The organism is Sphingobium algorifonticola (genome assembly GCF_004005485.1).
GTDB lineage: Bacteria > Pseudomonadota > Alphaproteobacteria > Sphingomonadales > Sphingomonadaceae > Sphingobium > Sphingobium algorifonticola.
This window is the reverse complement of record NZ_RZUL01000002.1, coordinates 409,911-432,438: the sequence shown is the minus strand read 5'-3', so window position 1 is coordinate 432,438 and position 22,528 is coordinate 409,911. Positions and strand designations below refer to the sequence as shown.

The following is a 22,528-nucleotide window of genomic DNA, read 5'->3' as shown; positions in this document are numbered from 1 at the left end:
CTTTCGTTGGTCGCGGTGTCCGTTCCACTATCACATCAAACACGATCTCCGGGTCGGCTTTCGTTCAGTCCGACGTCGTATTGCTTAACGACCTACCAAGCATGTGGCAAGAGGCATAATTTGCCGAAGAGCCCAAAAAAGGCATGAAGGGCTTTTTTCTAGACATATTACTAGAAAAAGGCTTATTGTATCCATCGACACTTGAGAGGGTTATGTGATGGCTGATGATATCGACGCTGGTGACGATCTAAAGCTCACCGTTGGCAGGGGGCCAAGCTACCCCTTCATAGATTTGCAGAGAGCGCTCGATCGGGTCTTCGAGATCACCGCAAAAGGTGCGGAGAGAACGAAACTCTCTCCTGAAACCTTTTACAAGCTGTGGAATTACGCTCCAAAGAGCAGTGGTGCTCGACAGACGATGGCCGCGCTAAATTCATACGGACTAGTGGAATACGTTGGGAAAGGGACCGACAGGCGAGTCCAGCTAACAGATTTGGCTCGCAGGATTGCGCTAGACAAGCGTCCGGGGTCACCTGATCGTGAGCGAGCGATGGCGCAAGCTGTGATTGAGCCGCCTGTTTTCGCGGAGCTCTATGACACATATGGCCCCATCCTCCCCGACAAGACGGTAATGGAATATTGGCTGGTATCCGAGAAGGGCTTCAATCAGCAGGGGGCTGAAGCCGCAGTGGCCAACTTCATTTCGTCATTTATGTATGCCGGGATGGATAAGCCGACGCAAAAGCCCGACGAGAACGGTTCACAGCGTAAGCCAGACATGGTAGATACGCCCAAACCAAGCGTAGGTGATTTTGTGGAAGTCGAGGTGGGAGGGCAGCTTCAGTTCGCGAAACCAGTTCGCGTACGAGCCACCACGCCCGATGGCGCTTGGTTCTTTGTCGAGGGAACCGAGACGGGATATTCTATGGAACAAGTAAAAATCGTTGACCATCCGGATGGTCAGGATCGCAAACCGCCGACCCTTCCTCTTGAGCAAGCGAAGGTCGCCACATCGACTAACGACCTTAAGCCAGTGTTCGACTTTGATAGTGTTACGATCAATACGAAGATTACGAGCCAGTGGCATCTTACTGAGCTCATCTCGCGGCTTGCTAAGTTAATGCCGTTGTTGCCGGAGGGTGACGATGGCAAGCAGAAGGACGACTGATTGAAAAGCCCGGCCTAACCCGCCGGGCTTTTTTTGTGATAATTGACCTCTAACGGGAGAGGCCCATGACCAATCAGGATTTTAAACGAAGCGTGGCGGGTGCCTGTGGCAGCGCGTTGGCGGCTGTCGTTGTTGTAAAAGGCATCATAGCCGTGGTGCCTGACGTGATCTTGCTCGATAAGTATGGTGATGTTCGAGGCATCTTTCAGCTTGGGTTAGCGATAATCGCCATCACCATTTTTGGGGCCGCTTGGCGCTGGATCGACACAATTGACTAAATGCCATCATCAATCTGGGTCAAGCACGTATATAGAACCCATCGGTTTGCCCGACGGTGCCAGACCCAGGAAATCGCCGCCCGTGTGCGTTGCGCGGATGCTGGGCCAGCCGGTGGAGCAGGTGAAAGGCCCGTCGCCGAAGCGCGCGACATGATTGCCGCCCTTGAAATCGGGCCAGGCCTCATTGAACGGCCCTTCATGATAGCGATAGAAATTGTCGATGCCGCGCGTGGTGCCGATGCCGCCAGGACCATACCACATCATGTCGGGCGTCCAGAAATCATGGAAGCGCATCGTTTCGTGATTGATGCCGTCAAAGGCCCACATGCCCTCGAAGATCATGGCTTCGACCAGTTTGAGGCTTTGCACCGATTCCGCCGGGTCGGCATCGTACAGGACCAGACCATCCTGTGCCAGCGGGGGCGGACACAGGCCCTCTACACCCAGTGCGGGACGAAGCGGGTTGATGCCCAGTTGCCGAAACACGTCGATCCAGTCGAAAATGACATAGGCATCGACTATGCGGCCGTTCTCGATCCGGTAGAACTCACCGAAGCGCACATAGAGCCAGCTCTGGCTGGGCCGCAGGCCGAACCACTCGCCTGTCAGCGTACCATAATAATAGCCTGTGGCGGAAATCCAGTCGCCACCGTTCCAGTGGCCGCTCATCAGGATGTCGTCCCGGCGCTCAAGGTCGGGCATCGCCGACTTCATCGGCGCGAGATGCCGTTCCACCACCTCGTCCAGCCCGTGCATCTGGTTTACGGGACAGCCGGCAATATAGGCCACGTCGGGCGCGAAAAACGTGCTGGCGACGGCTTTCAGTTCTGAAGGCGTGGCGCGCGCAAGCTGGCGCAGACATGTCATGATCTGACGTTTTGTATCGCCAGGCGAGTGGCTCAGCATCATTTTCTCCAGAGTGCGTTCCTGTAACTTTGGTAAAATAACCACATTCAGGAGAAGAGCAAGCGGTTCCTGAATCTGAAAAAATCCTCAATTCTATTGAAAAATATAGACAAAATTTACTGAAATAATTCTAAAACAGGCACTTGCGCTCCCTCATGAATTATGTTTTTCTCCAAAATATGGAAAAACACGGATTGAGGAACTGAGTATGGCCGATACGGATGCGGCAATGTTCAAGCAGCGCACAGAGAAAGGCTTGTCGGCCGATACGCATCCGACGCCGATCGGAACGAACAAGGCGGCGGGTAGCGCGGCTGGCAAGGCAGATAATTCTGACGGAACGTTGCGTGTTCCATTGTCCGCCATGCCGCATGACTATGCCATTTCCCTGCGCGATGCGTTGCGCGGCGGCACCGACAAAATGCTCGCCGTGCCCGATGTTGCCCGGCGCCAGCCGATGCGCGGCTTCGAGGACCAATATGTCGACATCATAGATTACATTGTCCGCATCACCCATCGGATATGGGAAGAAAAGGACATCGGCTACATTTACGACACCTATCGGCACAATTGCCGTGTGCAGGACGATGCGGGGCTGCAATATGGCCGCGACAAGATCGTTGCGGACACGGTTCACACGATCAATGCCTTTCCCGATATTCGCCTGTACGCGGACGAAATCATCTGGGCCGGCAACGAGGATACCGGGTTCTTTACCTCACACCGCACGGTCATCACCGGCACCAACACCGGGTACAGCCGCTTCGGGCCGCCGACAGGCAAGCGCATCAACCTGTGGTGCATTGCCAATTGTCTGGCAGAGGCGAACGAGATCCATGAGGAATGGGTCATCTACAATCAGTCCGCGATGCTGCAGCAGATGGGCTATAACCTGTTCGACAAGGCTCGCGAGTTCGGCGACATGCGCGTGCGGGAAGGCGGGCCGCGCGTTCAGCCCGCAGAAGGCACAAGGTTGCAGGGCCAAGGCAAGCCGCGGCAGATGGCGCTCGCCAAGACATCCGGCTTCGACATAGAGGGTGAGCTGCGCCACAGCCATCATCACGTATGGAACTGGCGGAACATGGCGGCCCTCGATCGCCTCTATGATCCCCGGCTTGCCTTTCACGGGCCGACCGACCGGGAGCTTCGCGGCCTTTCCGCCTACAAGAGCTTCATATTGAGCCTGATCGCGATGTTCCCGGATATCGCCACCCAGGTCGAGGAAGTCTATTGGATGGGCAATGAAGAGGAGGGGTATCTCGCCTCGCTTCGCTGGTCCGCCGTGGGCACGCATCGCGGCTTTGGCGTCTACGGACAGCCAACCGGACGGCAATGCCGCATCTGGGGCATCAACCAATATCGCATTCAGGGCGGACGCATCCGCGAAGAGTGGATGATGTTCAACGAGTTCGACCTGCTCCAGCAGATCATGGCCAGCGAGCCAATCTAGGGAAATATCGCGACAATCAGACTATCTGCCAAAAAGGGGACGACGGCCATGCGCAATACGCACTTTCTTACCATGCTACTCTGCTCTGTTGCCTGGAACCAAGGCGCGCTTGCGCAGGACACTTCCGCATCGCCGCGTCCCGCCGCTACCGCCCAGGCCGATGCTGACAGCACCGGCGGCGTGGGCGATATCGTCGTCACCGCGCAACGCCGCGAGGAGCGGTTGCAGGATGTGCCGATCGCGATAACCGCCCTGTCACAGGAGGCCCTGACTCAGGGCGACGTGCGTGACATTGCGCGGCTTTCGAACTTTACGCCGGGGCTGAGCTTTGGCCAGTCGGGCTTTGATACCCGCCCGGGTATTCGCGGCGTACGCACCGATGCGGTCGACGGTAACGGCGACACGACCGTCGGCTTCTATATCGACGACGTGTACCAATCGCTCGCGGTTCAGGCCAGCCATCCCTTCGTCGATGTGGCACGGGTGGAAGTCGCGCGTGGGCCACAAGGTACCTTGTTCGGGCGCAACACCTTCGGCGGTGCCATTTCCATCGTGAATGCCGTTCCCGGCAACCAGACCGAAGCGGGGATCGACATCACCCTGGGCAATTACGACCGTGTACAGACCAAGGCATTCGTCAGTGTGCCGTTGAGCGATACGCTCGGCCTGCGTGTCGCGGGCATGGCGGAAACGCGCGACCCCTATGTCAAGAATGTGGTGGTGCCCGGAAACGACATTTACGACAGGAAGACGGGCTATCTGCGTGGAACGTTGCGCTGGACCCCGACCGACCAGCTTGAAGTCATCCTGCGCGGCACCTACTGGCATGAGGGCGGGACCGGTGCGGGGGCCTATGGCTACAAGCAGGGTGGTCTCATCATCGATCCGGCGACTGGTCTTGGAAGCCTGAGCGGTACGCCGCTGCCATTCTTTACCGCGCTCAGAGACGGTGTGGCCGACATTAACGGCTTTGACGTCGGGCGGCAGCTTTCGACCGGGCCCTATGAATGGGAATCGTCCTTCAAGCCGCGAGCGCGCCTCAACGAATATGCCGGAAATGCCCAGATCCGCTGGGCGAACGACAGCATCTTTCTGCGTTCGGTGACGAGCTACCAGACATTCAAATATCGCTCCAATACGGGCGAGGCCGTCGGATCGCCGGACACCGAATATCTTCAGGATCGCAATACCAAGACGCTGACGCAGGAGTTTCAGATCGGCGGAGTGGAAACCAAGCCATTCAGCTGGGTCGCAGGGCTGTTCTATTATCGCGACCGCTATTTCGACCAGTTCTCGCTGACATCGCCGGGCTATGACTTTTTCGCGCCGAACAACCTGCGCACCAATTCGATCGCCGCTTATGCGCAGGCCTCGCTCTATGTCACCGATGCGCTGCGCCTGACGGCAGGTGGACGCTATACGCGCGACAGGAAAGGGATAAGCGCGGCGTCCTTCGACAGCTTCGCCGATTATGGATCGGCGGAAGACAGCGACACGTTCAAGCGATTTACCTGGCGGCTGGGTGCGGAACTGTTCCTGACCCGCGAAAATCTGCTTTATGGCAGTGTTTCGACAGGCTTCCGTTCCGGCGGGTTCAACGTTGCGTCGCTGACGGTGAGCAGCGTGTCGCCGACCTTCGACCTGGAACGTGTAACGGCCTATGAAGTCGGCTCCAAAAACCGGTTCTTCGACAACAAGGTCGAACTGAACCTGTCAGCCTATTACAATGATTTCAAGAACCTGCAGATACAAAGCCAGTTTCCGCTGCCTGCGCCCAGCACTTCGGTGATATCGGCCGTCATCAATGCGGGTGCGGCACGTGCCTATGGTCTTGAGGCGGAAACGGTCATCAAGCCCGTGCCTGAACTGACGCTCAATGCGACTGCCACGCTGCAGAATGCGAAGTTTACCGACTTTGGTTTCTTCGGGCGGCCGTCGCGCTTCTATCCCAATCAGCAACTGGATTTCAGGGGCAACCGCATCCCGCGCACACCATCCTACAAGTTCACCGTGGGCGCGGCCTATGATGCACGGATCGAAGGCTTCGGCACGATCACGCCGCGTGTCAGCGCGGTCCTTTCCGGAGGGTTCTACAACACCGACTACAATACGCCGATCGACCGCCAACCAGCCTATCAAACGGTGGATGCCTCGCTTGGCTATACGACGCTGGATGATCGCCTCACTCTGGAGGGCTTTGTCACCAACCTGACCAACGAGGCTGTGCTGAATTACGGCGCATTCGGGTCCCAGACGCTGATTACAAGCTATGAGCAGCCCCGTTTCTACGGCCTTCGCTTGAGCTTCAGATATCAGTGAGAGTAAGGATGGCCCACATGATCGGAAGCATCGCGACGCTGCTGTCGACCGATCATGTCGGGAGAACACCACTGCTCGTCATGCCGGGGCTATGCACATGCTGAGCACCTTCACGGGCGCGCGTCTTGACGGAACGGTCAGGGCGCGCGTCACCCTGCCTGCGTGTGGTATCATTTTTCTCTTGCACGAAAGCGTGCGGTGACGGAGGCGCTTCCATTGCGGCGGGCCGACGATCTGCGGCGCAGCGAGCAGTTTGTCATCTACGCCGTGATGCTAATCGCCAGTCTTGCCTATAATTACAGCTTTATCCTGGTCGATTATGTCCGCCCGTTCCTGATACGCGATGCGGGAATGACGTTGCAGCAGACGGCTCTGCTCTACTCCGTGCAGGCGGCAGGCGTGATAATCGGTTCCTTCGTCATGCCATCGCTCGTCGCGCGATACGGATCGAAAGCAGCCCTTGTCGCCTGCAGCCTGATCCTGAGTGCCTGCACGTTCGCCAATGAAGCCATGGTCGGATTCTGGCCATGGGGCGTGACGCGCTTCATCATCGGCATCGCATTGCCCGGATGCTATATCGCTTCGATCACGATGCTGGCGAACGTCTTTCCGCCCCGCCTGCGTGGACGTCTGCTGTCGGTCAACATGGCGATGTTTTCCGTATCGCTGATGACGTTCGGCTTTCTGGGTTCCATACTGGGCGACAATGGCTGGCGGACGCTTGTTCGCATCGCGGCGATATTGCCCCTGGCTGTCGCCCTGGCGACCCTTCTGTTCCTGCCGGACGACCGCAGGTTCCAAGTATATGGCAATGACGAGACATCGGCCGAAAGCAACAGCGAGCGCGGGGCCTGGCGCGAGATGCTGAAAGGCCGACGTGCACGCATAACAATTGCGTGCATCGTCATCGCAGGGCTCAATTTCAGCGCTTATCAGTTCTACAGCGGCTTCATCACCACCTATCTGCTCAATGTTCGCGGGTTCAGTGAAGAGATGATTGGCGTGATTGTGGCTGTCGATGGTGTAGGAACACTGGCAGGAACCGTGATCTGGGGTATCGTCGCGGATCGCTATGGCCGCAAATATAATCTGCTGGGTTTTGTGCTGGCTGCGATCTGCGTCGCGGGTTTTCTGATTGCGCCGAGCTGGATGCCGCTGCTGATCGCGGTCGAATTGCTCTATGCCATCGGGCTCGCCTGCACGAACTGCTGGGCTGCCTATTTTGCCGAGCTGTTTCCGGTCCGTCTGCGGCCGATGGGCACATCACTGTTCCATGGCGGGCATGTGATTTCGATGTTCGCACCGCTGGCGGTCACGGCGGTCGCGGCGCATGCGCCCCTTGCTTTCGGGATGGCATTTGCCCCGCTGAGTTTCCTCGCCGCGGCGCTGATCTGGTCGCGCTTGCCCGAAACATTGCGCACTGGGCGGCGGTATAAGGGTTTTGCCCCGGAATGATCAGTTGGATTTGGCGGTCTTGAACGCGGTTCTACAGTGACACGAAGCAGCATACATTTGAGATTACCCTTCGCGCCAATTGTCTGCATTATGTCCCAGCATTTGAAAGGCTACTGCCCAGATTATCGGGTTGAGTGATCAACATGTCCGAACATCTGATATCGTTGGACGCTTGCCGTGGAATAACTGACAGTCCGCTGCTGAGGAGCGAAATCTGGCCGCCGGACTACCGGGAAGGTGTCGTTAACGCGAGAAAGCCTTACAACTCTATCACCATCCGGCTTGCCTTGCTTTGCGTTCTGCCTCGGCATCCATAGGTGCCCCGGCCATCATGTTCTGCGCGGCCTCTATGATTTCCGCGCTCCCCGCCTGGCGATAGGCCTGCATCTCCCGCGCGTCGCCATCGATTGTCCGCTTGAGCCGCCATATATCTTCGGCGCGGCAGGCGATGCCTGATAGAGCCGGGCTTTCAAAGGACCGGCAAACATGTCCCTCCCGATCGCGAAAGGTCAGGCCGATGCGAGTTGCGGCATCGGCGGGCTGTGTGGAGGCAAGTTGCATATCCAGCGTCTTGGCCAAATCGCCTTGTGCGACAAGGGCGCCCTGCCGGGTGCCGACGGTTGCCGATCCTCCCAGAGAGACGACTTGCCCCAGCAACAGGCCCATCACCAGCGCCGCCGCCATTGCAGCGAGGTTCCGCACCTGAAAGACGGTGGCTTTGCGCGGCGCGGGCTGGAATGGCACGACCCGATCGTCGAGCAGGGCCGTCAGCCGATCGGGCAAAGGTGCCTCGACCACCGGCGCGAAATGATCGGCCAGTGTGGCGCGCAAGGCCCGGTGCGCGGCAACCTGCGCGGCCAGTTCCGGCTGTGCCGTGATTGCCTTTTCGACGCGCTTGGCGCTCACGGCGTCCAGTTCGCCATCGGCATAGGCCATGAGCGTTTCCGGATCGATCGTCATGCCGCTTCTCCCAGATGGACTATCAATGCCTCACGCCCGCGACACAGGCGCGACGTGAGCGTGCCGATCGGGATGTCGAGGATTTCGGCGGCTTCGCGATAGGCAAAGCCCTCGACAAGGACGAGCGCAATCACTTCGCGTTGCTCGTCGGGCAGCTTCTCCATGGCGCGACCGACATTACCGATTTCGACCGCCATTTCAGTTTGCCGGTCGCCATCATTGCCGACGGCAAGCCCGGCGTCCTCCGCCACGAAGGTCTGGCTACGGCGTGTGCGGGCGCGCACTTCGTCGATCCACAGGTTGCGCATGATCCGGTACATCCAGCTATCCAGTCTCGTTCCTGCCTGCCACTGGTCGCGCGACTTGAGCGCGCGCTCGATCGACGCCTGGCACAAATCGTCGCCATCCGCCGCATCGCGCGACAGGCTCATCGCAAAGCGCCGCAGTCTTGGAAGCAAGGCCAGCAAATCGCGCTCGAACGCCATCAGGCAGATTTCCAATCATTGATTACCGGGGATGAAACGGATGGACCCGTGCGTTTAATCCCTGAACGCTTCTGAAAAGAGCACAAATATTTTCCCTTGCGCAAGGCAAAGGCTATGCCGGTGACTATGAAATCGCTGATCCCGTTCGCCAAATATATGGCGCTGTGCGTTGCGGGGGCCGTGCCCGCGATGTCGGCGGCGCAGATTGTGGCACCGGGCGGTATCGTGGGGCGCACGATTGACAGCCTGTCCCTGCCCGATCTGGACAGTTTGCCGGTCGGGGCTTTGACGCAGCGGTTGCAGGATATCCGGCTGGACCGGCTGGAGGCGCTGGTACGCGAGAGCCGGGGCAGCGTCGCCTTTGACGACCGGCGCAATCCGGCGGTCAGCGGCGTGCTGATCGTGACGGGGGCGAGTGCTGCGGATGTGACGACCGCCGGTCAGGCGGGCTTTGCGCTGATGGATCGCGAGACGATCGAGGGGATCGACATTGACATCGTGCGCCTTGCCGTCCCGAAAGGGCAATCGCTGGGTAATGCGATCAAGGCGCTGCGCACGCTGCTTCCGGCGGCGGATATCAGTGCGGACAACATCTATGTGCAGAGCGGTGCTTCTGCGCCACAGATTGCCGCCGGGGTGCAGTCATCCGGTCGTGCGGTTGTCAGGCCGGCCATCGGCATGATCGACGGCGGCGTCGCCACCCATCCCGCGATCACCAGCCCTGTCGAGGCGCAAGGGTTCACGCGCGGTGCGCCCTCCGCCAGCGCGCATGGCACGGCGATCGCATCGCTGCTAATCGGATCGGGCAGCGTGCGGGGGGCCGCACCGGGCAAGGCACTGCTGGTGGCGGACGTCTATGGCACCGATCCGGCAGGCGGCAATGCGACGGCGATCGCGCGGGCGCTGGGCTGGTTCGTGCGGCGCGGCGTGCCGGTGGCAACGATCAGCTTGGTCGGCCCGGCCAATCCGCTGCTGGGCAAAGCGATTGCCAGCGCGCAGGGCAAGGGGCTGGTCATCGTGGCGGCTGTCGGCAATGACGGTCCGGCGGCACCGCCCGCCTTTCCCGCGTCGTACCCCGGCGTTATCGCCGTGACGGGGGTGGACGGGCGGGATCGCGCCTTGCCGGAGGCCGGGCGGGCGCAGCATCTCGATTATGCCGCGCCGGGCGCGGACATGCTGGCGGCGGTACCGGGCGGCAAAACCGTGCGGGTGCGGGGAACATCCTATGCCGCGCCGCTGGTCGCCGCGCGGCTTGTGCAGCATTATCCGGTGGCGGACCCGGCACGCCGGGCAGCGGCCATCCGGGCGCTGGATGCCGAAGCCCGCGATCTGGGCGGCAAAGGCGCGGACAAGACCTACGGTCGCGGGCTGATCTGCGGCATCTGCCGCACCCGCTGACATTTTTTTCGGCACTGCCGGGATTAAATCCTGCGCGGCCTCCGTTGTCCTCCCAAGAGCGGTTTATCTGGGAGAATTGACATGAAGAGCTTTCTGAAAACGACGAGCATCCTTGTGGCCATGGCCATCGCGGCCCCGGCATCGGCGCAGCTTCTGGGCGGCGGCGGTGGCGGCCTTGGTGGTAATCTGGGCGGTACGGTCGGTGGTGTCACCGGATCGCTGGGCGGCGTGGGCAGCACCGCGGGTGAAACCCGCATCGACCGCAGTGTCGATCGCCGCGCGGGCACCGCCAGCTTGGATACGCGCACCAGCCGTAGCGCCAGCGGTTCTGCCGCAGGCGATGCGAAAATCCTGGGCCGCACGGTATCGGGTGCTACCGGCGGCAATGCTTCCGGTTCGGCAGGTGGCGGTGCGAATGTGCAGGCAGTCGGCACCGATGCCGTTCGCAATACGGCGGGTCAGGCCGTGGGCACCGTGCGTGGCACCGCCGGGCAGGCGACGGATACAGCGCGCGGCACCGCAAATGGTGCAAAGAACAGCGCCCTTAATGCGGTCAATTCCACCGGTGGTGTATCGGGCAGCGGTCAGGGCAGCGGTTCGGCGCAGGGCAGCCTCGGCCAGTTGGCGCTTGCCGGATCCGGCGCGGCCAATGGCGCAGGCATGTTCGCGATCGAACCGGGCATGGCGGTGGAGGATGCGCGTGGCCGGGTGATAGGCACCGTACAGGATGTCCGCACCAGCGGTCAGGGCGTCGTGCAGCAGGTGCTGGTCGATGTCGGCAACCACACGGCGACATTGCCGGCCGCCAATTTCAGCGGCAGCGGCGATGCACTTGTCTCCGGCATGGGTAAATCGGACGTGAACCGGGAAGCTAGGAAGCAGGGCAAGGCCGGCGGCGGCAACGATCGCGCGGATCAGCGAACCGACGTGCAGTGACCTCGCCTTAGAAAGGTGGGCATACGCTATCCGTGTGCCCACCTCTTTTTGCCTCAACACTGCATTGTCATCGCAATTGCCCTGCGACCATTTGACGGCTTCCAGCGCTCTTGCCGCTTCCCGCAATCTTGCGAAAAGCGTTGAGGTCGCACCATCTTACCTCTCTCGCATGGCGAATTCTGATGGGGTATTCAGAGTTTGATCGTGCTGCACGGGAGTGGCCCGCATGGAATGCGGGACGCAAGGTCGGTGCAAAAAGGGCATTAAAGCCGCGCCAGATCTGGACGGTGCGTTTTTTTCTGGATCAGAACGGACGCATCAGGGATCGAGCGCGTTTTGATCTAGTCATCGACAGCAAATTACGCGGGTGTGATCTGGTAAAAATGAAAATTGGCGACATCGTCTGCAATCGTGAAATTTGTCACCGAGCGATTGTCGTTCAACAAAAGACAGGGCGTCCGGTACAATTGGAAATTCTGGATGATGTTCGTGCGCGCCTGTTAAAATGGCTCGAGTTGCGAGGCGGGAGCATAGACGATTAGGTTTCTGACGATGGTGGACCTATGCCGATAAGTGGCTTCGACTTAATAGTCGCCGTGGCGATCATGATCGGCTTGCCGATAACGGTGATCTTCCTGAACCGGTGGAAGCCGCGCTTAGGGTGGTGGCTGCTCGGGGGCGTCGTTGCCCTCGTCGTCATTGGTAACATCATCGAGCAGAGTGTCGGGCGGCTATAAACAAGCCTTCCCCTTTCCATCGAACAGTGATTCAGGGTCGGCATGAGCCGATATGATCTGACCGACTTCGAGTGGCGTGTGATCGAACCGCAGTTGCCTAACAAGCCGAGAGGTGTTCCGCGCGTCGATGACCGCCGTGTGCTGAACGGAATCTTCTGGGTGCTGCGGTCCGGTGCGCCATGGCGCGACCTGCCAGAGCGCTATGGGCCGCGCACGACCTGCTACAACCGCTTTGTGCGATGGCGGAAGGCGATCATCCATCACGATAGGCAGCGATTGTTTCGATCGCAGCGAAGCTCGGCTGTGTTCCGCAGACGCTTCATGAGTGGGTGAAGAAGGCTGAGGTTGATAGCGGCAAGCGCGTCGGTGTGCCGACCGAGATGGCTGATCGCCTCAGGGCGCTCGAGCGCGAGAAACGTGAGTTGCGCCAGGCCAACGAGATTTTGCGCAAGGCGTCGGCATATTTTGCCCAGGCGGAGCTCGACCGCCCGTTTCGGAGATGACTGCCTTCATTGACGAGCATCGTGAGGTTTATGGGGTCGAGCCGATCTGTCGGGTTCTGCCGATCGCCCCATCCACCTATCATGAGCGTGCCGCTCAGCGACGAGATCCAAGAAGGCTATCGGATCGTGCTCGGCGCGATCGGGACCTGAAGCCAGAGGTGCTGCGCGTCTTTGCCGAGAACTTCGGTGTTTACGGGGTGCGTAAAGTCTGGCGGCAGATCAACCGCGAGGGCTTCGCCGTCGCGCGTTGTACCATCGAGCGGCTGATGCGTGACCTGGGGTTGCAAGGTGTCATCCGCGGCAAGCCGGTGCGCACGACGATCGGCGACAAAGCTGCAGCTTGCCCGCTCGACCAAGTGAACCGGCAGTTCCATGCGTCGGCACCCAACATGCTTTGGTTGTCGGACTTTACCTATGTCGCGACATGGGCGGGCTTCGTTTATGTGGCGTTCGTCATCGATGTCTATGCCCGCTATATCGTGGGCTGGCGGGTCAGCAGAACGGCACATGCCAACTTCGTCCTGGATGCGCTCGAGCAAGCTATCCACGATCGCCGACCTGTTCATCGTGGCGGACTTGTCCACCACAGCGACCGCGGCAGCCAATATGTATCCATCAAATATACCGAGCGGCTCGCCGAGGCCGGAATCGAGCCGCCGGTCGGGAGTGTTGGTGACAGCTACGACCACGCCTTGGCCGAGACAATCCATGGCCTTTACAAGGCCGAGGTGATCCACCGGCGAGGTCCATGGCGATCGTTTGAAGCGGTCGAATATGCCACGCTCGAATCGGTTGACTGGTTCGACAACAGGCGGCTGCTGGAGCCCATCGGTAATATCCCGCCCGCCGAAGCCGAGGAACGATATTACGCCACACTGGACGACGTCTCCATGGCCGCGTAACTTAAACCAAACGGCCTCCAGCAGTCCCGGGGCGGTTCAGACTACGCCTTTTGATGCCCTTGATCGAATTTGAATTTGCCCATGCTTGCGAGCATGATTTGCCGTTTCTCATATGCGTTCAAAGAAACCGACTGGTTGTCACCCGGTAGCTGGGTATACCAAATACAATAACGCCTTACAAAAGCTCCACTCTGAAACTTGGCTCGGGCCTCCATCTCGGTCCCAGTGCGCGATAATCCGACAGATCGGCGCTGACATGCGCCTGAAAATACAGTAGCCCTGTTGTATTGCATTCGGATGCAATCAATTGGGGAGCATGTTATGAGCAGTACAAGCAAGGCCTGGCGGAAGACACTACGGCGGCGCGCCATGATGTTCCTTTCGACCGCAGCGGTTCTGGTGACGACCGCCGCCCCTCCCGTCCGGGCGCAGGATACGCCGCCGCCGGAACGACCCGCCCCCGCGCCGCCTGCGGCCTTTGCCTATGGCGTATCCTGGTATCCCGAACATTTCCCCGAAAGCGGCTGGGACGCGGAACTCGCACTGATGCGCAAGGCGCGTATCCGCTATGTCCGCATCGCCGAGTTCGCCTGGGCGAAGATGGAGCCGCGCGAGGGGGTCTACGACTTTGCCTGGCTCGATCGCGCCATCGCCCGTGCGCAGGCCCATGGTCTCAAGGTGATGATCGGCACGCCCACGGCCGCGCCACCCATCTGGCTGACGCAGGCCTATCCCGACACGCTGGTGGTCGAAGCGGACGGCCGCCCGGCGCGCCACGGTGGCCGTCGGCAGTATTCGGTCGGCAGCGCGCGCTATCGCACCTTTGCGGCGCGGATCGCCGGGGAACTGGCGCGGCGCTATGGCCGCCATCCCGCCGTCATCGGTTTTCAGATCGACAATGAATATGGCCGGGCGACCTATGACGGCGAAACCCGCAAGCGGTTTCAGGACTGGATGCAGCGCCGATACGCGACCGTCGATGCGATGAACCAGCGTCATTTCAATGTCTACTGGAGCCTGATCTACAGCGACTGGGCGCAGATCAACATTCCCGATGCCAACGATCAGCCGCAGCTCTGGATCGACTGGCTGCGCTTTTTCAGCGATGCCTGGGCAGATTATCAGCGCGTCCAGATCGATGCGATGCGGCCGCATCTCGCGCCGGGCGTGGCGATTACGACGAATTACGTCGCGCACTATGACAATTTCGATTTTGGCGTGCCGGCGCAGCAACTCGATTTCGTCGGGTGGGACTGGTATTTCGAAGGTGCCCGTCTGGTTCCGGGCGAAGGCGCGTTGCTGCATGATCTCTATCGTGGGTACCTGGGCCGCGCGCCCTGGATATTGGAGGCGGCACCCGGCAACATGAACTGGTCGGACCGCAACTACACGCAGCCGCGCGGTGAACTGCGCGCCATGGTCTGGCAATCGGTCGCGCATGGGGCAGACGGCTATTCCTTCTGGGCATTGCGGATGCCGCTCAACGGCCGGGAAACCAATCATGGCGCGTTGCTGGATGCAGGCGGTCGGCCCAATCCGGTCTACGATGAAATCGCCCGTACCGGTGTCGAGCTGGAAAAAGCGTGGCCCGCCGTGAAGGGCACCGTGCCGCAGACCGACGTCGCCCTGTTGTACGATTATCCGAGCCGATGGGCCATTGAGCGTCAGCCGATGACCGCCGATTACGACGTGTGGAAGCATTTCGCCCGCTATCGTGGCGCCCTGATGCGCGCGGCCAAGGGCGTCGACGTGCCGCGAAACTGGGACGGTCTATCCCGCTATCCGATGGTTGTCGCGCCGAGCCTCCACCTGATGAGCCCGAAAACGGCACAGCGTCTGGCGGCCTATGTCGAAGGCGGCGGCCATCTCGTGCTGGGGCCGCGATCGGGCGTCAAGGATGAGGATTCGAACCTGTGGCAACCCGGCCAGCTCGGTCCACTGGAGACGATGCTCGGCGCGCGGATAGACATGAGCGCCATCCCGCCCGCGCCCTGGCCGGTGTCCGGGTCGGTCGGCAGCGGATCGGCGACCGTCTGGGCGGAGCGGCTGACGCCGCAGGCAACCGATGTCGAGGTTCTGCTGCGCTATGGCACGGCCGACGGCTGGCTGGATGGGCAAGCGGCCGTCGTCACCCGCCCGGTCGGCAAGGGGCGGATAACCTATGTCGGTGCGTGGCTTGACGAAGAGATGCTGGGCCGCGTGATCGCCTGGGCGGCGGGGCGCGCAAAGGTGTCACCGGTCTGGCCGGACATTCCGGCGGATGTCGAAGTGACGGCCCGCCAGTCCGGCGATCGCACGGTCTATCTCGCCATCAACTGGGGGACGGTGCCGCAGACCGTGCGCTTGCCGCAGCCGATGAAGACGCTGCTGGGCGATGGCGGAATGACGGCTGAGGCGCGCCTTGCCCCCTGGGATGTCGCGGTGTTCGAGGCGCCCCGCTGATCCCTGCCGGAACCGCAGCTGTGCGGGGGCACCGGTCCACCGCATAGGGCGATCAAAAAAAAGGCGGGCCAGGCGTGATGCCTGGCCCGCCTTTTATTGCGACTAGCGCCGCTTATTTGCGGACGCGGAAGCGGATGCCATAGAAACGCGGCGGCTCGTAGTTGGCGTTCAGCCCCTGCGACCCGAAGACGCCCCGGTTCTTGACTGCTTCGTCCGTGACATTCTCGACGAACAGCTCAACCCCGAAGCGATCGTCTTCCGAATCCCAGCCGAGGCGCAGGTCCAGCTTCTGATAGGCTTTCTGATAGTCGAGCACGGTATTGTAGTCGGTATTGAAATAGCCACCCGAGAATACGGCATCGATCTGCGGATAGATGATGCCGATCCCGTCGATCACCAGGTCATAGCGCGCGCCGGTGGTGAACTTATATTTCGGCGTGAAGGGAATGCGGTTCCCCTCCAGGCTGAGGAAGGAACCGGAATAGCCCGCCGGCGGGCCGGTCACATATTCCTCATAGCGCGATTTCATCAGGCTCATCGTCGCCGTCAGCGTCAATTCCGGCACGGGCTTGAAGATCGCGTCGGCTTCCAGACCATAAGTATAGGCTGCACCGGCATTGCGGATGGCCGACAAGGTGACGGCATTCACCAGAAACTGGTTCTGGATCTGCAAATCCTTGAAGTCGTTATAGAATGCTGCGAGATTGAGTTGCAGCATGCCGTTGAGGAACCGGTTCTTGGACCCGATTTCATAGGCCGTCACGGTTTCCGGCTGGAAGGTGGCGGGAATGTTGGGGTTGGTGCCCGCGCCGCCGTTGAAGCCGCCCGAGCGGAAGCCGGTGGAGACGTTCGCATAGAGCATGTTCTGCGGCGTTGCGAAATAATCCGCCCCCAGACGCCAGGTGAACTTCTTGAACTTGTCGGACGCATCAAGACCGCTGGTGCGGACCGGCACCCCGGCGACGAGGTTGAAGTTGTCGGCGTCGAAATCCTTCTTGTCGATCGTATAGCGGCCGCCGCCGGTCAGGCGAAGCTGCTCGGTCACATAATAGGATGCCTGCGCATAAGCGGCATAGGATTTCACCTTCACCGCCGTGGGGAACGCGCCGCCGTTGACGCCATCGTTCAGATTGAGCCGGTCGGACCGGAACTCGTCGAAAATCTTGTCGTCGAAATAATAGAGACCGACGATCCACTGCAACGGCTTGCTCTGCGCGCCACCGATCTGGAACTCCTGGCTGAAGGCTTCGCTGTTGCGCGTCTGCAAGGTTTCATCGACCGGGGTTCCGACGATCGACCCGCTGTTGCTGAAATACTGGAAATCCTGATAGCTGGTGATCGACCGCACGAAGATGCTGTCATTCTGCCAGCGGATCTGGCCGGACCCGGCCCACTGCTTGATTTCCGTCCGCGCGGGCAGTTGCGACTGCCAGGTGTAGGGATCGGGATCGACCCTCGTGCCGAGATCGAATCCGTTCAGATCGGGAATGCCGTCGCGTGGCAGGGTGTTGACGTTGGGCACCAGCACACCGCTGAGCGAACGCAGGCCGGTGGTCGGATCGACCAGCAACCCCTGCGGCTTGTAACCGAAGGCCTGACCGCCGGTCCCGCCTTCATGCCAGAAATTGCCGCGCAGGATGACTTCCAGGTCGTCAGACGGCGCGTAGCGCGCGGTCACGCGCACGAAACTGGAATCCTTTTCGAACAGATCGTTGTTGCGCACCACGATGTTCTTCACATAGCCGTCGCGCCGTTCCTTCGATCCCGCCACACGGATGCCGAAGGTGTCGCTGACCGGGATGTTGATGAAGCCATCCCCCGCGAAACGGTTGAAATTGCCCGCGATGAAATTGCCGCCGTAATCGAAATCCTTGGTCGGCACGGCCGTTACCACCGACACCGCGCCGCCGAAGGTGTTGCGGCCGAACAGCGTACCTTGGGGGCCACGCGCGACTTCCACGCGCTGCAAGTCGATGAAGGGCTGACCGGCCTGCACCGACCGGCTCTGGTAGATATCATCGACATAGAAGCCGATCGTCGGGTCGCCGTTGCCCGCGACATTCTCCGTCCGCACACCGCGGATGGCGGGCCGCTGGTCAAGCCCCGACTGGCCGAAGTTGAAACCGGGCGTGAACTTGTCGAGGCGCGAGATGTCGGTAATGCCGCGCGCCTGCAACTGCTCCGCGCCGAACGCGGTGATCGAAATGGGGACGTCCTGCACCCGCTCGTTCCGGCGTTGCGCGGTCACGACGATGTCGGGCAGACCCGCACCGTCGGCCTGCGGCGCATCCTGCGCCAGCGCCACCGTGGGCAGCGCCATAAAGCCAAGCGATACGCCGGCGCGCAGCATGTGCCGAAAACCGGCCGAACTGAAACTGTCCCTCATCTGTGTATCTCCCCGAAACATGATGTCGATGTGATTTGGCGACCGTCTGATTTTCCGCCGATCTGCATTCGGAAACATGCCGCACCGTAACAAAAAAGCAAGAGATTAGTCGGTCATCAACACATCATATAATCAACATATTGATATAATATCATTTTTCTCGCCATTCAGGACGGTGCACTGCCATATTTTGCTGACTTGGAATGCAGAATGGTCCGCAATCCATGCGAGATGTTGCGAAAAAACCACATGGTTTGGAACATATTTCCTCCCCAGCCGGGGCAATATGAACAATTAAATTGCATCCGAAGTCATTTGCAGTCATGACTGTGATGCAAGTTCGCCAGGCAGCGGGCGTGAGGGAGCAGGCGGCCATTTCATCGCTCGGTCAGACAGAGGCAACCGATCGACGGCGCCTGGTTTGCGTGACGGGCCACCGGCGATCGCGCCGATCCGCCAGGTCCAGCCGCACCGTCCCGTCCAATCTGCCTCTTGCGCCTGCAAGGGCGCTGGCGCACGGTTTCTCCCGACTGGCCGCCGCATCCGCGCGCGCGGAATTGGAGACTCTGAACATGCCCGTGAAGCCTCCCAGCGACAGCACCGGCGAACGGCGCGGCACATCCTATGATGTCGCGCGACTGGCTGGCGTATCGCAATCCGCCGTGTCGCGCTGTTTCCGCGAAGGCGGGTCGGTGTCCCCCGCCACGCGCAAGCGGATCATGGCGGCGGCCGAAGCTCTGGGCTATCGCCCGAACGCGATCGCGCAGGGGCTGATTACCCGCCGGTCGAACATGGTCGCCGTCGTCATTTCGAACCTCACCAACTTGCATTATCCCGAAGTGCTGGCCGAATTGACGACCCGCCTGTCCAATCGCGGCATCAGGGTGCTGTTGTTCACCCTCCAGAATGAAAGCGAGATCGATGCGGTCATGGACCAGATCTGGCGTTACCAGGTCGATGGGGCGATCGTCGCAGCCCGTCTCTCGCGCGATCAGGCGGAAGTCTTCGCCCGCTCCCGCATTCCGCTCGTCCTCTACAACCGGCAGATGGAAGAAGCGCCGGTATCCTCCGTCATGTGCGAATCGGGCGCGGGCGAAGCGATGCTGGTGGACGGGATGATTGCTGCGGGCGCGCGCGCCTTCGGCCTGATCGCCGGTCCCGGCGATTCGACAGTCGGGGAGGCTCGCGTGCGCGCCGCCGTCGAGCGGCTTGCACAGGCGGGCCTGCGCGACGTTCCGGTCGACCGCGGCGATTTTTCCTATCAATCGGGCTATGATGCGGCCCTGCGCCTCATGAAGGCTGCGCCACTCGATGCGATCATCGCGGCCAATGACGTGATGGCGATCGGCGCGATGGATGCCGTTCGTATCGAATGCAGCCTCGCCGTGCCCGATCGCGTATCGGTCGTCGGCTTCGATGGCGTGGCCCCCGCGCGCTGGGCGAGCTATCGCCTGACCACCGTCCGCCAGCCGGTCGGGCGGATGACCGAGGCAGCCGTCTCGATGCTGATGGATCGGATCGAGGATGCGTCGATCGGCCCCGAGCGGCGGTTGTTCTCCGGCGATCTGCTGCGCGGGGCCTCGGCCAGACTTGCATGAGTAAAGCGTCGCTTCTCCTGCTACCGGGCAATATGTGCGACGCGCGCCTGTGGGCGGGATTGCAGGCACGCCTGGCGCAGGCGGGCCATGACAGCCGCGTGGGCGACCTCTCCCGACAGTCCACCATCGCCGATATGGCGGCGGACATGCTGGACGAGACGCCGGGCGTCGTGATCCCCGTCGGCTTTTCGATGGGCGCCATCGTCGCGCTGGAGATGATGCGCCAGGCCCCTGCCCGCCTGGCCGCGATCGGCCTGCTGGCGCTCAATGCTTCCGCGGACCTGCCCGAACGCGCCGCCGTGCGCCCGCGCCAGCAGTCCGATGTCCGGTCCGGGGGGCTGGCGGAAGTGGTCGCCGATGAACTCAAGCCGCATTATCTGGCGCAGGCGCAGGCGCAGGACAGCGCGCTGCGGGCACTGGTGCTCGACATGGCACTGGGCCTCGGGCCGGACGTCTTCGTGCGCCAGAGCGAAGCGTTGCGCACCCGCGCCGATCTGCGCCCTGTGCTGGGCGGCATTACGCGACCCGCCTTTGTCGCCTGCGGGGATGAGGATCGGCTGTGCTCGCCCGAATGGCACCGCGACTGGGCCGCCAGAATCGGCCCCGCCGCCAGCCTGCATGTCATCCCGAATGCCGGCCATCTCTTGCCGCTCGAACAGCCCGACGCGCTCGCCGATGCCCTCATTGCCTGGCTTCACAAGGAACAATTGCCATGATGATTCGCACCACCCATGTCGGCTCGCTGCCGCGCGGCGCGGAACTGACCGACCTGCTCTTCGCCATGGAGGCAGGCGAGGCCGTCGATACGGCGCGGCTTGACGCCGTCCTCTCGCTTGCGGTCGACGACTGCGTGCGGCGACAGGTGGCGGCGGGCATCGACATCGTGTCCGACGGTGAAATGGCGAAGATCAGCTATGCCACCTACATAAAGGACCGGATCAGCGGGTTCGATGGTGACAGCCCGCGCCAGCCGCCCGCCGATCTGGAGGCGTTCCCGAGCTTTCTCGCGCGACAGGCCAAGGGCGGCGGGACACCCAGCTATCGTCGGCCCCGCTGCGTCGGCGAAGTCCGGCCGGTTACACTTGCCCCGCTGGAAGACGACCTGCGCCGCTTCGCTGCGGCGCGCGCCGCGCACGGGCCACAAGACGCTTTTATGAATGCCGCGTCGCCCGGCGTCATCGCCCTGTTCCAGCCCAATGATTTCTACCCCGATGACGATGCCTATCTGGAGGCGCTGGCCGAAGCGATGCGGCCGGAATATGAAGCCATCGTCGCGGCCGGACTCATCCTGCAACTCGACAGCCCGGACCTTGGCCTTGGTCGGCACATGATGTTCAAAAACCGCAGCGACGCGGACTATCTCGTCCGCATCGCCCGGCATGTGGCGGTGCTCAACCACGCACTGCGTAACGTGCCAGCCGATCGGGTGCGGATGCATGTCTGCTGGGGCAATTATGAAGGGCCGCATCATTGCGATGTGGAGATGGAGACGATCCTGCCCGTACTGATGCAGGCAAAGCCGCAGGGCCTGCTGTTCGAAACTGCGAACCCCCGCCACCAGCATGACTGGGAAGCCTTCGCCGCGCACCGGGGCCTCATACCCGATGATCGGATCCTCATTCCCGGCGTGATCGATTCGACCACCAATTTCATCGAACATCCCCGCGTCGTCGCCAATCGCATCGGCCAGTTCGTCGATCTGTTCGGCGCAGAGCGCGTCATCGCGGGGACCGACTGCGGCTTTTCCACCTTCGCGGGCTTTGGCGCAGTCGATCCCGAAATCGTCTGGGCAAAGCTCGCCGCACTGGCGGAAGGCGCGGCGCTCGCCAGCAGCAGGATCGCGGCATGACTCTCAAACAGCGTATCGCGGCGGGAGAGGCGTTGTTCGGCACCTTCCTCAAGACCCCTGCCCCCATGCTGGTCGAGGTGCTGGCGACCGCGGGCATCGACCTCCTGTGTCTCGATGCGGAACATGCCCCGTTCGACCGGGCCGCGATCGACGCCTGCATCCACGCCGCGCGCGCGGCGCACTTGCCCGTCATCGTTCGCACCCAGACGGCGGCGCACGAGCATATACTGAACGCGCTCGATTGCGGGGCAGACGGCGTGCTCCTGCCGCATATCCGGTCTGCCGCCGAAGCGCAGGCGGCCGCGCGCGCCGCGCATTACGGGCCAGGCGGGCGCGGCTATGCCGGTTCCTCACGCGCGGCAGGCTATGGCCTTTCCGGCATGGCCGACCATCGCACGGCCAGCGCCGCACGAACGGTCGTCATCGCCCAGATCGAGGATATCGAAGCCTTGGCAGATATCGATGCGATTGCCGCCGTCGACGGCATAGACGCGCTGTTCGTGGGCCGCATCGACCTGACCGTCGCGCTCGAAGCAAACAGCCCGGACGATCCCGCCGTGCTGGCGGCGGTGGATCGCATCCTGGCGGCCGGCACGGCGACAGGGCGGCCAGTCGGCATGTTCGTGCCCCGCAACGCCGATGTGGCGCAGTGGCGCGAAAAGGGGGCAACGCTGTTTCTTCAGGGATCGGACCATGGCTTTCTGCGCGCCGGTGCCGCCGCCGCGCGCATCGCCTGCGGCATGTGAGGGACAATCG

The 22,528-nt window shown here is 61.4% G+C and carries 17 protein-coding genes, 3 pseudogenes and 1 other annotated feature; of the genes and pseudogenes, 16 read left to right on the top strand and 4 right to left on the bottom strand.

Translation table 11 applies throughout. The features are described 5' to 3' along the window. The first annotated feature begins 217 nt into the window (after nucleotides 1-217). Nucleotides 218-1,168 (top strand): hypothetical protein, encoded by a 951-nt coding sequence (locus tag ENE74_RS07115; protein ID WP_127689639.1) that lies wholly within the window; start codon nucleotides 218-220, stop codon nucleotides 1,166-1,168. Between the two features lie 65 nt (nucleotides 1,169-1,233). Continuing rightward, nucleotides 1,234-1,446 (top strand): hypothetical protein, encoded by a 213-nt coding sequence (locus ENE74_RS07110; RefSeq protein ID WP_127689637.1) that lies wholly within the window; start codon nucleotides 1,234-1,236, stop codon nucleotides 1,444-1,446. A 9-nt stretch (nucleotides 1,447-1,455) separates the two neighbouring features. Here ENE74_RS07110 and ENE74_RS07105 read toward each other — a convergent pair whose 3' ends face one another. Then, nucleotides 1,456-2,313, bottom strand: coding sequence for a nuclear transport factor 2 family protein (locus tag ENE74_RS07105; protein WP_164847401.1), 858 nt, complete (start codon nucleotides 2,311-2,313; stop codon nucleotides 1,456-1,458). A 247-nt stretch (nucleotides 2,314-2,560) separates the two neighbouring features. Here ENE74_RS07105 and ENE74_RS07100 point away from each other — a divergent pair, with 247 nt between their 5' ends. From ENE74_RS07100 to ENE74_RS07090, 3 genes are all read left to right on the top strand, one after another. Beyond that, nucleotides 2,561-3,802, top strand: a complete 1,242-nt coding sequence (locus ENE74_RS07100; RefSeq protein WP_127690195.1) for an ester cyclase — start codon at nucleotides 2,561-2,563, stop codon at nucleotides 3,800-3,802. A 48-nt stretch (nucleotides 3,803-3,850) separates the two neighbouring features. Next, a complete protein-coding gene (locus ENE74_RS07095; RefSeq protein WP_127690194.1) occupies nucleotides 3,851-6,121 on the top strand; it encodes a TonB-dependent receptor in 2,271 nt (756 codons plus the stop codon). Between the two features lie 198 nt (nucleotides 6,122-6,319). Beyond that, nucleotides 6,320-7,576 carry an MFS transporter gene (locus ENE74_RS07090; protein WP_127690193.1) on the top strand — a complete coding sequence of 419 codons (1,257 nt, stop codon included), beginning with the start codon at nucleotides 6,320-6,322 and terminating at the stop codon, nucleotides 7,574-7,576. Between the two features lie 270 nt (nucleotides 7,577-7,846). Here the strand turns inward: ENE74_RS07090 and ENE74_RS07085 are convergent, their stop codons facing one another. After that, the gene (locus tag ENE74_RS07085; RefSeq protein ID WP_127690192.1) at nucleotides 7,847-8,536 is read right to left on the bottom strand and encodes an anti-sigma factor; all 690 of its coding nucleotides are present in this window, start codon (nucleotides 8,534-8,536) and stop codon (nucleotides 7,847-7,849) included. After that, nucleotides 8,533-9,021, bottom strand: coding sequence for an RNA polymerase sigma factor (locus tag ENE74_RS07080; RefSeq protein WP_127690191.1), 489 nt, complete (start codon nucleotides 9,019-9,021; stop codon nucleotides 8,533-8,535). The genes ENE74_RS07085 and ENE74_RS07080 overlap by 4 nt, the downstream gene beginning before the upstream one ends. Before the next feature lie 126 nt (nucleotides 9,022-9,147). On the opposite strand from ENE74_RS07080, the gene ENE74_RS07075 reads away from it, so the two are divergent. The 7 genes and pseudogenes from ENE74_RS07075 to ENE74_RS07050 all read left to right on the top strand — a co-directional run bounded on the left by ENE74_RS07075 (nucleotide 9,148) and on the right by ENE74_RS07050 (nucleotide 15,939). Further along, nucleotides 9,148-10,419, top strand: a complete 1,272-nt coding sequence (locus tag ENE74_RS07075; protein WP_241241871.1) for a S8 family serine peptidase — start codon at nucleotides 9,148-9,150, stop codon at nucleotides 10,417-10,419. Nucleotides 10,420-10,500: 81 nt separating this feature from the next. After that, on the top strand, nucleotides 10,501-11,355 hold the full coding sequence (locus tag ENE74_RS07070; protein ID WP_206517660.1) for a hypothetical protein: 855 nt from the start codon (nucleotides 10,501-10,503) through the stop codon (nucleotides 11,353-11,355). 182 nt (nucleotides 11,356-11,537) lie between these two features. Then, nucleotides 11,538-11,894: pseudogene (locus ENE74_RS07065) on the top strand (site-specific integrase); the annotation flags it as partial. 57 nt (nucleotides 11,895-11,951) lie between these two features. Continuing rightward, on the top strand, nucleotides 11,952-12,092 hold the full coding sequence (locus tag ENE74_RS18180) for a hypothetical protein (RefSeq protein ID WP_164847400.1): 141 nt from the start codon (nucleotides 11,952-11,954) through the stop codon (nucleotides 12,090-12,092). Between the two features lie 42 nt (nucleotides 12,093-12,134). Further along, nucleotides 12,135-12,344 (top strand): annotated as a pseudogene (locus tag ENE74_RS07060) (transposase); the annotation flags it as partial. Between the two features lie 17 nt (nucleotides 12,345-12,361). Continuing rightward, nucleotides 12,362-13,497 (top strand): annotated as a pseudogene (locus ENE74_RS07055) (IS3 family transposase); the annotation flags it as partial. Continuing rightward, nucleotides 12,550-12,666: a sequence feature (AL1L pseudoknot), on the top strand. (Overlaps the previous pseudogene by 117 nt.) Before the next feature lie 321 nt (nucleotides 13,498-13,818). Then, entirely contained in the window at nucleotides 13,819-15,939 is a 2,121-nt protein-coding gene (locus ENE74_RS07050) for a beta-galactosidase (protein WP_164847399.1), read from the top strand. Nucleotides 15,940-16,051: 112 nt separating this feature from the next. Here ENE74_RS07050 and ENE74_RS07045 read toward each other — a convergent pair whose 3' ends face one another. Continuing rightward, nucleotides 16,052-18,325 (bottom strand): TonB-dependent receptor, encoded by a 2,274-nt coding sequence (locus ENE74_RS07045; protein ID WP_164847398.1) that lies wholly within the window; start codon nucleotides 18,323-18,325, stop codon nucleotides 16,052-16,054. Nucleotides 18,326-18,897: 572 nt separating this feature from the next. On the opposite strand from ENE74_RS07045, the gene ENE74_RS07040 reads away from it, so the two are divergent. The 4 genes from ENE74_RS07040 to ENE74_RS07025 are packed head-to-tail and all read left to right on the top strand — an operon-like array spanning nucleotide 18,898 to nucleotide 22,518. Continuing rightward, the gene (locus tag ENE74_RS07040) at nucleotides 18,898-19,923 is read left to right on the top strand and encodes a LacI family DNA-binding transcriptional regulator (RefSeq protein WP_164847397.1); all 1,026 of its coding nucleotides are present in this window, start codon (nucleotides 18,898-18,900) and stop codon (nucleotides 19,921-19,923) included. Continuing rightward, complete coding sequence (locus ENE74_RS07035) at nucleotides 19,920-20,639, top strand: alpha/beta fold hydrolase (RefSeq protein WP_127690186.1); 720 nt, start codon at nucleotides 19,920-19,922, stop codon at nucleotides 20,637-20,639. The genes ENE74_RS07040 and ENE74_RS07035 overlap by 4 nt, the downstream gene beginning before the upstream one ends. Beyond that, a complete protein-coding gene (locus ENE74_RS07030) occupies nucleotides 20,636-21,772 on the top strand; it encodes a cobalamin-independent methionine synthase II family protein (RefSeq protein ID WP_241241870.1) in 1,137 nt (378 codons plus the stop codon). The genes ENE74_RS07035 and ENE74_RS07030 overlap by 4 nt, the downstream gene beginning before the upstream one ends. Further along, nucleotides 21,769-22,518, top strand: a complete 750-nt coding sequence (locus tag ENE74_RS07025; protein WP_127690185.1) for an HpcH/HpaI aldolase family protein — start codon at nucleotides 21,769-21,771, stop codon at nucleotides 22,516-22,518. The genes ENE74_RS07030 and ENE74_RS07025 overlap by 4 nt, the downstream gene beginning before the upstream one ends. The last annotated feature ends 10 nt before the right edge of the window (nucleotides 22,519-22,528 follow it).

Excerpts from the sequence above, each read along its gene's own strand:
- ENE74_RS07115 (WP_127689639.1), top strand. The coding sequence starts at position 218 with ATGGCTGATGATATCGACGCTGGTGACGATCTAAAGCTCACCGTTGGC.
- ENE74_RS07110 (WP_127689637.1), top strand. The coding sequence starts at position 1,234 with ATGACCAATCAGGATTTTAAACGAAGCGTGGCGGGTGCCTGTGGCAGC.
- ENE74_RS07105 (WP_164847401.1), bottom strand. The coding sequence starts at position 2,313 with ATGACATGTCTGCGCCAGCTTGCGCGCGCCACGCCTTCAGAACTGAAA.
- ENE74_RS07100 (WP_127690195.1), top strand. The coding sequence starts at position 2,561 with ATGGCCGATACGGATGCGGCAATGTTCAAGCAGCGCACAGAGAAAGGC.
- ENE74_RS07095 (WP_127690194.1), top strand. The coding sequence starts at position 3,851 with ATGCGCAATACGCACTTTCTTACCATGCTACTCTGCTCTGTTGCCTGG.
- ENE74_RS07085 (WP_127690192.1), bottom strand. The coding sequence starts at position 8,536 with ATGACGATCGATCCGGAAACGCTCATGGCCTATGCCGATGGCGAACTG.
- ENE74_RS07080 (WP_127690191.1), bottom strand. The coding sequence starts at position 9,021 with ATGGCGTTCGAGCGCGATTTGCTGGCCTTGCTTCCAAGACTGCGGCGC.
- ENE74_RS07075 (WP_241241871.1), top strand. The coding sequence starts at position 9,148 with ATGAAATCGCTGATCCCGTTCGCCAAATATATGGCGCTGTGCGTTGCG.
- ENE74_RS07070 (WP_206517660.1), top strand. The coding sequence starts at position 10,501 with ATGAAGAGCTTTCTGAAAACGACGAGCATCCTTGTGGCCATGGCCATC.
- ENE74_RS07050 (WP_164847399.1), top strand. The coding sequence starts at position 13,819 with ATGAGCAGTACAAGCAAGGCCTGGCGGAAGACACTACGGCGGCGCGCC.
- ENE74_RS07045 (WP_164847398.1), bottom strand. The coding sequence starts at position 18,325 with ATGAGGGACAGTTTCAGTTCGGCCGGTTTTCGGCACATGCTGCGCGCC.
- ENE74_RS07040 (WP_164847397.1), top strand. The coding sequence starts at position 18,898 with ATGCCCGTGAAGCCTCCCAGCGACAGCACCGGCGAACGGCGCGGCACA.
- ENE74_RS07035 (WP_127690186.1), top strand. The coding sequence starts at position 19,920 with ATGAGTAAAGCGTCGCTTCTCCTGCTACCGGGCAATATGTGCGACGCG.
- ENE74_RS07030 (WP_241241870.1), top strand. The coding sequence starts at position 20,636 with ATGATGATTCGCACCACCCATGTCGGCTCGCTGCCGCGCGGCGCGGAA.
- ENE74_RS07025 (WP_127690185.1), top strand. The coding sequence starts at position 21,769 with ATGACTCTCAAACAGCGTATCGCGGCGGGAGAGGCGTTGTTCGGCACC.